The following is a 13,059-nucleotide window of genomic DNA, read 5'->3' on the forward strand; positions in this document are numbered from 1 at the left end:
GTAAGAAGTGCTTAACAAAGAGTAAAGTTCGCTTATCCGCACCCTTCGGGCAGCATTTGCACAAACAATAAGCATAGCCCTTATTTGTTAGCTTTCCCTCTTGTCAGCTCCATTAAAGTGAATATGATGGGGCTGCAATTCAGTGCTCACTGAGTACTTTCTATTCCCTAACCTTGGTCAATCATGCTTAGTAAAAACATTACCTTACAATTTTGGCGCTATTCCATTCCTTCGGTCGTAGCAATGATTGTGAGTGGTATTTATCTGATTGTTGATGGCATGTTCATTGGCCAAGTGCTCGGCGCAGAAGGGTTAGCAGCCATTAACCTAGCTTGGCCGATTATATTTTTAGTCACCGGTTTAGGTTTAATGGTTGGAGTAGGTGGCGGTGCGTTAATCTCTATTGCTACCGGTGAGGGTAAAACCAGCAAGGCGCAGAGTTTGTTAAGCCACGCCTTCTTGCTCATGCTAATTATGGCGGTGCTGTTTAGTGCCATTTTGGCCCTATTAGGCGCCAAACCCATTACCTTGCAAGGGGCTAGCGGCAATATTCAACATATGGCCGAGAGCTACCTAGGCATTTTAGGGAACGGCGCGCTGGTTGTATTGTTTAGCTGCGCCCTGCCCATATTGATTAGAAACGACAACTCTCCCAACTTTGCCACCCTATTGATGATAGTGGGCGCATTGGCCAACATCGGCCTCGATTATTTATTTATTGTAAAGTGGGATTGGCAGCTAGCGGGTGCGGCTTACGCCACCTTAGGCGCACAAGCTCTGGTAATGTTCTTAGCGATTGCATACTTCTTCTCTCGCTACAGCAGCTTAAGTTTTCAAATTAGCGGTTTTTGCTTAAAGCCAAAGTACCTCGCCAATATAAGCAATTTAGGTTTAAGCAGCTTTTTTACTACGGTATACACCGCCTTTATTACCTTGGTGCACAATTACTTATTCTTACGTTATGGCAGTGTGACCGACACCGGCGCCTATGCCATTGTGTTGTACTTAAGCGTTATTTATTACTTTATTGCCGAAGGGTTTGCCAACGGCATGCAGCCTCTCATCTCCTATAACTTTGGCGCTAAACGCTACGACAATGTGCTAAAAGTGATGGCGCTAGGCTTTAGCATTATCCTAGGCAGCGGTGTAGCGGCAGTGTTTTTGATGAACCTATTTAGCGAACTTAGCGTATCGATATTTAACAACGATGACCCTGCACTATTAGACGCCACAGTAAGCGGTATTCGCTTACACCTGTGGGCCATGCCATTAGACGGCTTAATTTTTACCGGCGCGGTGGTGTTTCAGTCGATAAACCGCGCTAATCGCGCTAGCTTTATTTCGGTCGGCAACATGGCTATTCAACTGCCGTTTATGTTGCTATTGCCCGCCGCCTATGGCGTGGTGGGGATCTGGCTGGTTATGCCGCTATCTACGGTAATACTTAGCGCAGTAGTAGCGTGGTGGCTGGTAAGCTTGGTAAAACAACTTAAAGCAGAGTTCACGCCACCAGCAGCTTAGCTTTGCTAACAAAAACGCCGAGCATTAGCTCGGCGTTTTTCTTGAATATGCAGTGTTTAAGGTAAAGCCTTGCCACGCGATGTGACATACAACTGATACCATTGCTCGCGACTAAGCTGCAGTTTAGTGGCATCACCACAGGCGCGAATGCGGTCTGGGTTTACACTGCCAATAACTGGTTGAATCCCAGCTGGGTGGCGCATTAGCCACGCTAGTACAACGGCCTCTGGCGAACTTGAGTTTTGATCAGCGTATTGGCGAACAAGCTGCGCGGTATCACGCTGAGCTTGGCTGGCATTTGATAAATCGGCACCGCTAAACAAGCCGCGGGATAAACTTCCCCAAGCCTGAATTTGCACCTTATTCATAGCGCAATACTCAAGGGTACCAGGCGCAAAACTGTGGCCTTTTACCTGTTCGTCGTTTACTGCAATATTGTGGTCAAGCCAGTCTAGTTTCGACAAGCTCATCTCTAACTGATTAGCCACTAGCGGAAAACTCAGCAGCGATTGCAAATGCGCAATTTGTGCTCCACTCATGTTAGATACACCAAAGTGCTGCACTTTACCGCTATCTTTAAGTTCGCTAAGCACCGCGGCCACTTCGTCCATTTCGGCCAAAGGATCTGGGCGGTGCAGCATCATCACATCAATGGTTTCACTTTGTAAGCGGCGCAGCGAATCTTCAACATTTTGACGAATGTAATCTGCCGACCAATCATAACGACCACACCACTGCTCATCACCAAAACGAATTGCCGCTTTAGTTTGCAGAATAATTTGCTCACGCAGCTCTGGGCGCTGTGCCAATACTTGACCAAATACTTGCTCAGCCTTACCCATGGTATAGATGTCGGCGTGGTCAAAATAGTTAATGCCTATTTCTAAGGCCGCATCAATAGCGGTATGCGCTTGGTTTAAATGATCTTGCGTTACAGGTGAGTTATCCCAGTTTCCGCCTAAACCCATACAGCCATATACAAGGCGACTTGCCTTAGGAAAAACCTGATTAATCGGTGATGCAGCCATTACGTGCTTACCTTTATGATTACGAATATTAGGCAAGTATAACGATAAATCAGCGGGCGCTAATAGGTTTATAGGCAGAAAATACGAACTATAGTACGAGAAACAAGGATTGAACGGCTGGCGCTTGGCCAGCCGATAGTACTAAAGCAAATCTCGAATTCGGTAATAGGTCATGGCAAGCACTAAGGCAGGAGTACGTAATAAGCGCCCACCGGGAAAAGGCATATGTGGAATTTTATCGAATATGTCAAAGCGCTCTGAGGTGGCCATAATCGATTCCGCCATTAACTTACCCGCCAAACCCGTGGCTGCAATACCATGGCCCGAGAAGCCTTGAGCAAAATACACATTTGGCGCTATTCGGCCAAAGTGCGGCGCACGATTAATAGTGATGCCCACATTACCGCCCCAGGCAAACTCCACCGGTTCATCGCTTAATTGGGGGAAAACCCAATCCATGCGTTGTTTCATGGTTTGCGCTAAATTACGTGGTTCAATTCCCGAATAACTCACTCGGCCACCAAACAACATGCGGTGATCGCCAGAACAGCGGTAATAATCCAGTACAAAGTTGATGTCGCATACCGCCATGTTGTTGGTAATCAGTTCGCGTGCACGCTCTTCACCTAAGGGTTTCGTGGCACAAATATAAGTACCTACCGGCATTACCTTGCTCTCTAACTTACTGTTTAACCCTTCCATATAGGCATTACAGGCCAACACCACATGTTGGCAACTAACGCTAGCCTGCTCGGTATGAAGCCTAACCTTAGCGCCGTGTTCAATTTTGATGACCTTGCTGTCTTCATAAATGCTAGCGCCAGCATTTTCAGCAGCCTTTACCAAGCCTAAGGTGTAATTAAGCGGATGTAAGTGACCGCTATTTGAATCAAACATCCCGCCTAAATAACGGGGGCTTTTTAACTGGCTTTCCAGCTTATCTTGCGACCAATATTCTAAATGCTCATAGCCGTAATCTTCACTAAGCTGTTGCTGCCATTCTTTTAACTCGCGAACATGACGATCTTTAATCGCAACATGAATTTGACCATCTTGCCAATCACAATCAATTTGGTGTTTGCGAATGTTGTCTTTAGTAACAGCTAGCGATTCAACCGAGAGGTCCCAGAGTTTTTTTGCATCATCTTTACCCACCAATTTCTCTAGGGTGGACTGCTCACTGGCCCAGCCAAAAATAGCTTGTCCGCCACTTCGTCCCGAGGCTCCCCAGCCTACTCGGCTGCCTTCCAGCAAAATAACCTTATAACCTTGGCTAGCTAACTCTAGTGCGGTGCTAGCGCCGGTTATACCTGCTCCTACTACACATACATCAGCTTGATGCTCGCCTTGTAGTTGCGGATAGTCCAACTGTAGGTTGGCACTTGCTGCATAATATGAATTTGCATGTTGCGCTTTCATTTTCTCACCTTAAACATAAAAACAAATCTGCTGTTCGCACTACACCATTTGCTGATACCACTGCTGCTCTAAAGGTGTCACTTGCGCCTCAAAGCGCTGCCACTCATTAAGTTTGTTGGCATGGTACACATGGCTAAAATCTGCACCTAGGAGCGACCACAAGGTGGAGTGCTCAAATTCGGCTAAGGCCTGTTGCCAGGAACTCGGCAAAGCAGGGGCTGGTACTTTACTGGCATCGCCACTCACTGCTTTAGGGCAATCAAGCTGTTGTTCTATGCCATGGGTAATCCCGGCCAATAAGGCCGACATAACAATATAAGGGTTACAATCGGCACCCGCTACACGGTGCTCGATACGGGTATTTTCAGTGCTACCAGAAGGTATGCGCAAGGCAACGGTGCGGTTGTCCCAACCCCAATCGGCTTGCAATGGCACAAACATATCTGGTTGGAATCGGCGATAAGAGTTGGCATTAGGTGCTAACAAAGCAATGGCCTGGGGCATGGTGTCTAAGAGCCCGGCCAAGGCGAATTCCAGCAAGCTTTGTTCAGTGGCAAAGCGGTTTTGGCCCTGCTTGTCTAACATACTAATGTGCACGTGGCAGCCATTGCCAGAATGCTCGGCATAAGGTTTCGCCATGAAAGTGGCTAAATAGCCATGTTGTTTGGCTACTGCTTTAATTGCGCGTTTCAAGAGAATGGCTTGATCGCAAGCCAGCAGCGGGTCGTGCTGATGCTGCAATGTCACTTCAAACTGCCCAGGAGCGTATTCTGCAATAACGTTGTCACTGGGAATATTTTGGGTATGGCAGTAATCCTGAATATCACGAATAAATTCATCAAACTCATCGAGTTCATCTAAGGAATAAACTTGGGTTTGCTGCATACGCTGCTGCGATTTTGGCAGCAATGGCGCTTGTGGTTGGCGGTTTTCACTACGTGCATCAAGTAAGTAAAACTCCCACTCAATGGCCACACAGGGAAATAAATTTTGCTGATGCAATCCTTGCAATACTTTACTAAGTAATTGTCGTGGGTCTGCAAAAAATGGCGAACCATCAACTTCATGCATGGTTAATAAAGCTTGCGCGGCATTTTTTTTCCAAGGAATCATCGACAAGCTATGCGGTAACAAGTGACAAATACGATCGCCATCGCCTTGTTCAAAGCCCAGTCCGGTTTGCTCTACGGTGTCACCGCAAATATCTAGCGCAAATACCGAAGCTGGTAAACACATCCCCTCTTGGGCAATTTTGGCTAAGGACGCCGCTTCTATGCGTTTACCGCGGATCACACCATTCATGTCAGATAGCATTAAATCAATGCTCTCTAACTGTGGATGAGCCGCCAAAAAATCCTCTACTTGTTGAAGCATACTGATTGGCTGAATCTGTGGCTGGTGTTTCAACATAATTAACAGTCCCTTGGTAAAAGCGTCCCTTAAACCCTATAAATTTACAACACAGTGTTAAGTATAATGCAAATTAAATTGCACAATAAGCTAAAAAAGGGGCTATATTTAGTTTTTATTTAACACTCTGTTGACTTTGGCGAAAAATCATGACAATTCTAATTAATACGGGGCAAAAATTAAGCTAAACAAGAAAATGCCCCTATTTACTTAACAGATTTATGACAGGTGATTATGGATAACGTCAGGAAGTGGTTTGAGGAAAATCGTATAACCGAAGTTGAGTGCCTCATCCCCGATATAACCGGTAATGCTCGCGGCAAAATCATTCCCGCCAGCAAGTATCTAAAAGAAGGCGGTATGCGCCTGCCTGAATCAATTTTCTACCAAACAGTCACTGGCGACTGGCCCGACGATGATGACTTATTCGATTGGACCGAAAAAGACATGAACCTAGAGCCCGATACCGACAGCCTGCGTTTTGTTCCTTGGGCCAAAGAGCCAACCGCTCAGCTTATTCACGATTGTTACGACAGCCAAGGCGAGCTGATTGGCATGGCGCCACGCTCGGTCCTAAAAAAAGTACTCGCGCTCTACGAAAAAGAAGGCTGGAAACCAATTGTGGCGCCAGAACTAGAATTTTTCTTAGTGAAGAAAAACCTCGACTGGGATTACCCGCTAGAACCACCCATTGGACGTAATGGCCGACCAGAAACAGCACGTCAATCTTTTAGCATTGATGCGGTAAATGAGTTTGATCCGCTGTTTGAAGACATGTACGACTACTGCGAAGCGCAGAACCTAGATGTAGATACCTTGGTACATGAATCTGGTGCAGCGCAAATGGAAATTAACTTTGATCACGGCGAGCCAACGTTAGCCTGTGACCAAGTATTCCTTTTCAAACGCACCATGCGCGAAGCAGCCTTACAGCATGATACCTATGCCACGTTCATGGCTAAGCCAATGGAAGATGAGCCCGGCAGCGCGATGCATATTCACCAAAGCTTAGAAGACCATAATGGCAACAATTTGTTTGCTAATGAAGATGGCAGCAACAGCCAAATGTTTTTAAGTTTTATCGCCGGTTTACAGCAATTTACTCCTGCTAGCATTGCCTTTTATGCCCCTAACGTGAACAGCTATCGACGCTTAATGTTTGGCGACTCGGCGCCAATTAATTTGCAATGGGGCATCGACAACCGCACCGTGGGTTTACGCGTACCGCTATCAGATAAGCAAAATCGCCGCGTAGAAAACCGCTTTGCCGGCGCCGACGCCAACCCTTATCTAGCCATGGCACTTACCTTAGCCTGCGGTTACATCGGCATGAAAAAACAACTAACACCTTCTGCAGAGGAAAAAGGTGATGTAAGCGAAGATCGTTACACCCTGCCCGGCACCTTAGAAGAAGCATTAGTTAAGTTAGAGCAATGCGACGAACTCAAGGAAATTCTGGGTGAACGCTTTGTGAACTGTTACGTGGCAGTAAAACGTAAGGAATACCAAACCTACTTCAAGGTCATTAGTTCTTGGGAGCGTGAGTTTTTGTTACTCAACGTATAAACCCAGAGTTAACTCAGCCACAAGGAGGCGAAATGAGCACAGCAACATTGACGATACAACAACAAGACAGCGCCCACTGTTTGCACCCTTTCACTAACTTTAAAGAGTTAAATGCCAAGGGAGCTCGAGTGATAGAACGAGGCGAAGGTGTGTTTGTATTCGACAGTGAGGGCAATAAGTTGCTCGATGCCATGGCCGGCCTGTGGTGTGTGAATCTAGGTTATGGTCGCCAAGAGTTAGTGGATGCTGCAGCCAAACAAATGCAGCAGCTGCCCTACTACAACCTGTTTTTTCAAACGACTCACAGCCCGGCGGTTGAATTATCTACCCTGCTAGCCGAGCTAACACCAGAGGGCTTAAACCATGCTTTTTTTACCGGCTCGGGTTCAGAGTGCAATGACACCGTAGTACGCATGGTACGCCACTATTGGGCCAGCAAAGGCCAGCCCAATAAGTTAGAAATAATTAGTCGCAACAACGCCTATCACGGCAGCACCATGGCTGGAGCAAGCCTTGGTGGCATGGGCTTTATGCACGCCCAAGGTGGCTTGCCATTGCCTAATATTAGCCACATCGATCAACCTTATTGGTTTGAAGAAGGCCAAGGCCAAGATCCACAACAGTTTGGTTTAGAGCGTGCCCAACAATTAGAGCAAAAAATTCTAGAGCTAGGCGAAGATAAAGTAGCAGCATTTATCGCCGAGCCTATTCAAGGTGCCGGTGGCGTAATTATTCCACCCGACTCTTATTGGCCTGAGATTCAACGCATTTGCGACAAATACGATATTTTGTTGATAGTAGACGAAGTGATCTGTGGATTTGGCCGCACCGGTGAATGGTTCGCCTGCCAAACCTACAACATTAAGCCAGATTTACTGTGTTTAGCGAAAGGCATTACCTCTGGCTATTTACCAATGGGCGCAGTGATGGTGTCGGACAAAGTAGCTCAAGGCCTAACCGAGGCCGATACCGAATTCGCCCATGGCTTTACCTATTCCGGCCACCCTGCAGCTTGCGCGGTAGCCATTGAAAACATTCGCATCATGCAACAAGAGAACATTATTAGCCATGTACGTAATGACATAGCCCCTTATCTAGCCCAACGCTGGCAAGAACTGGCCAGTCATCCCTTAGTCGGCGAGGCTCGCAGTAAAGGCATGGTGGCAGCCATAGAGCTGGTTGCCGATAAAAACACCCTGCAACGCTTTAGCAAAGAGCAAGGCGCTGGCGGTGTGTGTCGCGATATATGCATAAACAATGGGCTTATCATGCGCGCTTGCGGCGATACCATGATTATTTCACCCCCATTGGTTATTACAAAACAACAAGTCGATCAGTTAATTACACTGGCAAAACAAAGTTTGGATGACACTCTGCAGGCATTGAGTTAATCCGCGAAGCAGTACGAGCAATCACCACAAGGATTTGGAGAACAACATGAAAAACGCTAGCTTTACCCTAACCCTAGCATCCCTGTTAACTGCCAGCGCATTTACCCTGCAGGCAGCCGAAGAAAAAGTACTTAATGTGTACAACTGGTCTGACTATATCGCCGAAGACACCATCGCCCAGTTTGAAGCCGAAACCGGCATTAAAGTGGTTTACGATGTATTCGATTCAAACGAAGTACTTGAAGCCAAGATTCTTTCTGGCTCAACCGGTTTTGACATTGTGGTGCCAACTTCAGACTTTTTAGCCCGCCAAGTTCAGGCTGGAGCGTTTATCAAATTAGATAAAACAAAGTTGAGTAATTACGCCAACTTAGATGATAAAATCATGTCAATGCTTGATGAAACTGCAGATCCGGATAATCAATATGCAGTGCCTTACCTTTGGGGAACCACAGGTTTAGGTTACAACGTAGACAAAGTTAAAGAAGTATTAGGTGACGACGCCCCAGTAGATAGTTGGGATCTGGTATTTAAGCCAGAAAACATGGAAAAACTGCAAAGCTGTGGAGTAGCATTTTTAAATGCTCCTACCGAGTTATTTGCAGCAGCGCTGCATTACGTAGGTAAAGATCCAAACAGTGTTGATCCAAACGACTACAAAGACACTGGCGAGGCATACAAACTGCTCAAATCAGTACGCCCTTATGTGACTTATTTTCACTCTTCGCAATACATTAATGACTTAGCGAACGGTGACATTTGTGTGGCTATTGGTTGGTCTGGTGATGTACTGCAAGCCTCTGATCGCGCAGCCGAAGCCGATAACGGAGTAGTGGTTGAGTATGTTATCCCGCAAGAAGGGGCCTTAGCCTGGTTTGACCTAATGGCCATTCCAGCAGATGCACCACATAAAGATAATGCACACAAATTCATTAACTTCTTGCTGCAGCCTAAAGTGATTTCGGAGATCTCTAACTACGTATGGTATGCCAACCCAACGCCTGCCTCTAAAGAGTTTATTGATCCAGAAATTATTGAACATCCGGGTATCTATCCAAGTGACGAAACCTTGGCTAAATTATATGGAGCCAAGGTAATGCCAGCAAAAGCGTCTCGAACTCTGACACGCTCTTGGACTAAGTTTCTTCAAAACTAAGTAATCACTTGCCACCCTTGGGTGGCAAGTGCGTTTTTGATTCTTTATGGAGGATCCGCAATGGCTGCGGTGTCACACATTTCAAAGCTTCCAGTTGATGGCGAGAAAGCCCCGGAACCTTTGTTACACATTGAAAATTTAAGTAAAGACTACGACGGCGCAATTGCCGTAGACAACGTAAGCCTAACCATAAACAAAGGCGAAATTTTTGCCTTATTAGGTGCATCGGGTTGTGGTAAATCCACTTTACTAAGGTTGTTAGCTGGCTTCGAAAAGCCCAGTGCTGGCAAAATTATTCTCGATGGCCAAGAGCTGATTGGTGTACCTCCACATCAGCGCCCAGTGAATATGATGTTTCAATCCTATGCGTTATTTCCCCACATGACCGTGGAACAAAATATCGCCTTTGGCCTAAAACAAGACAAGCTGCCCAAAGATGAAATAGGCGCAACCGTAGCTAAGATGCTCGAGCTAGTGCGCATGAAAGACTACGCTCGCCGCAAACCGCATCAATTATCGGGTGGACAACGCCAACGCGTGGCACTGGCCCGTAGCCTAGCTAAACGTCCAAAGCTATTATTGTTAGACGAACCGATGGGTGCACTTGATAAAAACCTGCGTGGTCAAATGCAGCTTGAAGTAGTGGATATTCTAGAAAAGGTTGGCGTTACCTGCGTAATGGTAACCCACGACCAAGAAGAAGCCATGACCATGGCAAGCCGCATTGCCATTATGAATCGCGGCCAGTTTATTCAAGTAGGCGAACCAGAAGAAATTTACGAATACCCTAACTCACGTTTTAGTGCCGAGTTTATTGGTTCAGTAAACGTATTTGAGGGAGTGTTACGTGACAATGATAACGACAGCGCAACTATCGACAGCCCAGAGCTTGGTTATCCAATTAGCTTGAATCACGGCGTATCATCGGCTCCTGGCGTACCGTTCATGGTGGCTGTTCGCCCCGAAAAAATGAGTATTTTCAAAACCCTTAAAGGGCGCCATAACAATGTATGCCAAGGCAAGGTAGAAGACATCGCCTATCTTGGCGATCAGTCTATTTACTATGTGCGTTTAGCCAGTGGTAAACGGGTCACAGCCGCTATGCCCAATAGCAGCCGCCACCGCAACAATATGCCAACTTGGGAAGACCAAGTGTACTTATGCTGGCAAGCCGACAGCTGCGTGGTACTCAAAATATGACCATGCTTAGCAATAAACTTAAACAAAGGCTTCATCGCTGGGTGCCAAGTGGGCGCTGCGCCATTATGGCGGTGCCTTACTTTTGGCTATTTTTATTCTTTTTAATGCCGTTCTTTATCGTCTTTAAAATCAGTTTTGCCGAGGCAATGATTGCCATTCCTCCCTATAGTGAGTTAATCACTATGGTGGATGAGCAAGTGCAAATTCTGCTTAATTTAGGCAACTATGGCTACTTAATCGAAGACGATCTCTACATTAGTTCCTACTTGCAGTCGGTACGCATTGCCTCAATTTCGACTTTTTTGTGTTTTGTGATTGGCTTTCCAATGGCCTGGGCCATCGTGCATTCGAGCCCTGCTAACAGAAATATTTTGCTGATGCTGATCATTCTACCCTCGTGGACCAGCTTTTTAATTCGGGTTTATGCCTGGATAGGCATTCTTAAAAACAACGGTTTCTTAAACAACATCTTGCTCTACGTAGGTGTTATCGACGAACCGCTACAAATACTGCACACCGACACAGCGGTTTATATTGGCATTGTGTATACCTATTTGCCGTTTATGATCCTGCCCTTATACACCGCTCTTATGCGAGTTGATTATTCCCTGATAGAAGCGGCACGTGATTTAGGCGCCTCCACACTAACGGTATTATTCAAAGTGCTACTACCGCTAACTAAAGCTGGGATTATTGCAGGCTCAATGTTGGTATTTATTCCTGCAGTAGGTGAGTTTGTTATCCCTGAATTACTGGGAGGGCCCGACTCAATTCTTATTGGTAAGGTGCTGTGGCAAGAGTTCTTTAATAACCGGGACTGGCCGGTTGCATCAGCCGTAGCCTCGGTAATGTTATTGCTATTAATGGTGCCGATTATGTTCTTTTATCGTTATCAAAAACGTGAGTTGGAGGCCAGCTAATGGACGCGATCCCGATTTACAAAACTAAGTGGAAGTGGCTGATACTTAGCCTTGGCTTGGCCTTTTTATACCTGCCAATCTTAAGCCTCATCGCATACTCGTTTAACGCTAACCGCTTAGTTACAGTGTGGAGTGGCTTTTCTACCAAGTGGTATGGGGCGCTGTTTAACGACTCACTACTAATGAATGGCATTAGCTTAAGCTTACTCATTGGCTTTTTATCAGCCTCTGCGGCAGTAGTATTAGGTACCCTTGCTGCCTTTGTGATGACCCGCTACAGCAAATTTAGAGGTGAAACCAGCTTTGCCTTTATGATTACCGCGCCACTGGTGATGCCAGAAGTGATCACCGGCTTAAGCCTGTTATTGCTGTTTATTTCTTTAGGCCAAGTATTTGATCTATTCAGCCAACGAGGCATGCTAACTATTTGGATTGCCCACGTCACCTTCTGTACGGCCTATGTATCGGTGGTGGTGAGTTCGCGCTTGCGCGAGCTAGATAAAAGCATCGAAGAAGCCGCCATGGATTTGGGGGCGACACCTTTTAAAGTGTTTTTCGTTATCACCCTGCCGACAATTCTTCCTGCCTTAGTGGCCGGCTGGTTATTGGCCTTCACTTTATCTTTAGATGACCTAGTAATTGCCAGCTTTGTATCCGGCCCAAGTGCCACAACCTTGCCGATGGTGGTGTTTTCTAGCGTAAGGTTAGGGGTAAGTCCCAAAATTAATGCCCTAGCTACCCTGATTATTGGTGTAGTATCTGTCGCTACTTTTATTGCTTGGTGGCTAATGGCCAAAGCAGAAAAACGCCGCTTGCTAGAATTAAAGATTAGCAATGCTAAATAGGCGTTGAATTTTGAGGAATAAAACTTAATGGATGTTGGAAAACGCCTTAAAAGTATTCGCCTAATGCGCGGCATTTCGCAACGCGAACTGGCCAAGTTAAGCGGGGTCACTAACAGCATGATCTCGCAAATTGAGCAAAACCAAGTTAACCCTTCGGTAGGCTCATTAAAAAAAATACTTGATGCCATTCCTATTTCAATGGGCGAGTTTTTCACCCTTGAAATGGAAAGTGACGACAAGATTTTCTATAGCGCCGAAGAACTTACCGACCTAGGTGACGGCAAGGTCAAAATGTTATTGGTTGGTAGTAAACACAATGGCCGACAACTGGCTATTTTGCGCGAGATCTACCCGCCAGGCGCCGATACTGGCACCGAGTTTATTCAACACGAAGGTGAAGAAGGTGGCATTGTAATCCGCGGAGAAATTGAAATTACCGTAGGCAGCAAATCTAAAGTGCTAAAAGCTGGTGATTCTTATTACTTTGAAACCCGTAAGCCACATCGCTTTCGCAATAAAAGCAAGGAAGAGTGTGAGCTCATCAGCGCCGCGACGCCACCTACTTTCTAAGCTCTGTTGAGACTAAAATACTAAATAAAAAAA

11 protein-coding genes are annotated in these 13,059 nt (G+C 46.1%); 8 read left to right on the plus strand and 3 right to left on the minus strand.

Features of this window, described 5'->3' with window-relative positions; genetic code table 11:
• Nucleotides 1-183: 183 nt before the first annotated feature.
• Nucleotides 184-1,521, plus strand: a complete 1,338-nt coding sequence (locus ACYFDN_RS15245; RefSeq protein WP_483511795.1) for an MATE family efflux transporter — start codon at nt 184-186, stop codon at nt 1,519-1,521.
• A gap of 56 nt (nt 1,522-1,577) precedes the next feature.
• Here ACYFDN_RS15245 and ACYFDN_RS15250 read toward each other — a convergent pair whose 3' ends face one another.
• The 3 genes from ACYFDN_RS15250 to ACYFDN_RS15260 form a co-directional block, all read right to left on the minus strand.
• Complete coding sequence (locus ACYFDN_RS15250; RefSeq protein ID WP_483511796.1) at nt 1,578-2,549, minus strand: aldo/keto reductase; 972 nt, start codon at nt 2,547-2,549, stop codon at nt 1,578-1,580.
• A 141-nt stretch (nt 2,550-2,690) separates the two neighbouring features.
• Nucleotides 2,691-3,968, minus strand: coding sequence for an NAD(P)/FAD-dependent oxidoreductase (locus ACYFDN_RS15255; RefSeq protein WP_483511797.1), 1,278 nt, complete (start codon nt 3,966-3,968; stop codon nt 2,691-2,693).
• A 39-nt stretch (nt 3,969-4,007) separates the two neighbouring features.
• Nucleotides 4,008-5,378, minus strand: coding sequence for a glutamine synthetase family protein (locus ACYFDN_RS15260; protein ID WP_483511798.1), 1,371 nt, complete (start codon nt 5,376-5,378; stop codon nt 4,008-4,010).
• Between the two features lie 234 nt (nt 5,379-5,612).
• Between ACYFDN_RS15260 and ACYFDN_RS15265 the strand changes: the two genes are divergently transcribed.
• The 7 genes from ACYFDN_RS15265 to ACYFDN_RS15295 are packed head-to-tail and all read left to right on the plus strand — an operon-like array spanning nt 5,613 to nt 13,026.
• Nucleotides 5,613-6,944 (plus strand): glutamine synthetase family protein, encoded by a 1,332-nt coding sequence (locus tag ACYFDN_RS15265; protein ID WP_016399823.1) that lies wholly within the window; start codon nt 5,613-5,615, stop codon nt 6,942-6,944.
• 32 nt (nt 6,945-6,976) lie between these two features.
• Nucleotides 6,977-8,335 carry an aspartate aminotransferase family protein gene (locus ACYFDN_RS15270; RefSeq protein ID WP_483511800.1) on the plus strand — a complete coding sequence of 453 codons (1,359 nt, stop codon included), beginning with the start codon at nt 6,977-6,979 and terminating at the stop codon, nt 8,333-8,335.
• A 46-nt stretch (nt 8,336-8,381) separates the two neighbouring features.
• Nucleotides 8,382-9,491, plus strand: a complete 1,110-nt coding sequence (locus ACYFDN_RS15275) for an extracellular solute-binding protein (RefSeq protein ID WP_016399825.1) — start codon at nt 8,382-8,384, stop codon at nt 9,489-9,491.
• A 60-nt stretch (nt 9,492-9,551) separates the two neighbouring features.
• The gene (potG, locus tag ACYFDN_RS15280) at nt 9,552-10,691 is read left to right on the plus strand and encodes a putrescine ABC transporter ATP-binding subunit PotG (protein WP_016399826.1); all 1,140 of its coding nucleotides are present in this window, start codon (nt 9,552-9,554) and stop codon (nt 10,689-10,691) included.
• Nucleotides 10,652-11,611 carry a putrescine ABC transporter permease PotH gene (gene potH / locus ACYFDN_RS15285; protein WP_425514829.1) on the plus strand — a complete coding sequence of 320 codons (960 nt, stop codon included), beginning with the start codon at nt 10,652-10,654 and terminating at the stop codon, nt 11,609-11,611. Before potG ends, potH begins: the two co-directional genes overlap by 40 nt.
• Nucleotides 11,611-12,456 carry an ABC transporter permease subunit gene (locus ACYFDN_RS15290; RefSeq protein WP_152783687.1) on the plus strand — a complete coding sequence of 282 codons (846 nt, stop codon included), beginning with the start codon at nt 11,611-11,613 and terminating at the stop codon, nt 12,454-12,456. Before potH ends, ACYFDN_RS15290 begins: the two co-directional genes overlap by 1 nt.
• Nucleotides 12,457-12,483: 27 nt before the next feature.
• The gene (locus ACYFDN_RS15295; RefSeq protein ID WP_016399829.1) at nt 12,484-13,026 is read left to right on the plus strand and encodes a cupin domain-containing protein; all 543 of its coding nucleotides are present in this window, start codon (nt 12,484-12,486) and stop codon (nt 13,024-13,026) included.
• Nucleotides 13,027-13,059 lie beyond the last annotated feature (33 nt).

This window comes from Agarivorans sp. D1326 (assembly GCF_056958115.1).

Excerpts from the sequence above, each read along its gene's own strand:
- ACYFDN_RS15245 (WP_483511795.1), top strand. The coding sequence starts at position 184 with ATGCTTAGTAAAAACATTACCTTACAATTTTGGCGCTATTCCATTCCT.
- ACYFDN_RS15250 (WP_483511796.1), bottom strand. The coding sequence starts at position 2,549 with ATGGCTGCATCACCGATTAATCAGGTTTTTCCTAAGGCAAGTCGCCTT.
- ACYFDN_RS15255 (WP_483511797.1), bottom strand. The coding sequence starts at position 3,968 with ATGAAAGCGCAACATGCAAATTCATATTATGCAGCAAGTGCCAACCTA.
- ACYFDN_RS15260 (WP_483511798.1), bottom strand. The coding sequence starts at position 5,378 with ATGTTGAAACACCAGCCACAGATTCAGCCAATCAGTATGCTTCAACAA.
- ACYFDN_RS15265 (WP_016399823.1), top strand. The coding sequence starts at position 5,613 with ATGGATAACGTCAGGAAGTGGTTTGAGGAAAATCGTATAACCGAAGTT.
- ACYFDN_RS15270 (WP_483511800.1), top strand. The coding sequence starts at position 6,977 with ATGAGCACAGCAACATTGACGATACAACAACAAGACAGCGCCCACTGT.
- ACYFDN_RS15275 (WP_016399825.1), top strand. The coding sequence starts at position 8,382 with ATGAAAAACGCTAGCTTTACCCTAACCCTAGCATCCCTGTTAACTGCC.
- potG (WP_016399826.1), top strand. The coding sequence starts at position 9,552 with ATGGCTGCGGTGTCACACATTTCAAAGCTTCCAGTTGATGGCGAGAAA.
- potH (WP_425514829.1), top strand. The coding sequence starts at position 10,652 with ATGCTGGCAAGCCGACAGCTGCGTGGTACTCAAAATATGACCATGCTT.
- ACYFDN_RS15290 (WP_152783687.1), top strand. The coding sequence starts at position 11,611 with ATGGACGCGATCCCGATTTACAAAACTAAGTGGAAGTGGCTGATACTT.
- ACYFDN_RS15295 (WP_016399829.1), top strand. The coding sequence starts at position 12,484 with ATGGATGTTGGAAAACGCCTTAAAAGTATTCGCCTAATGCGCGGCATT.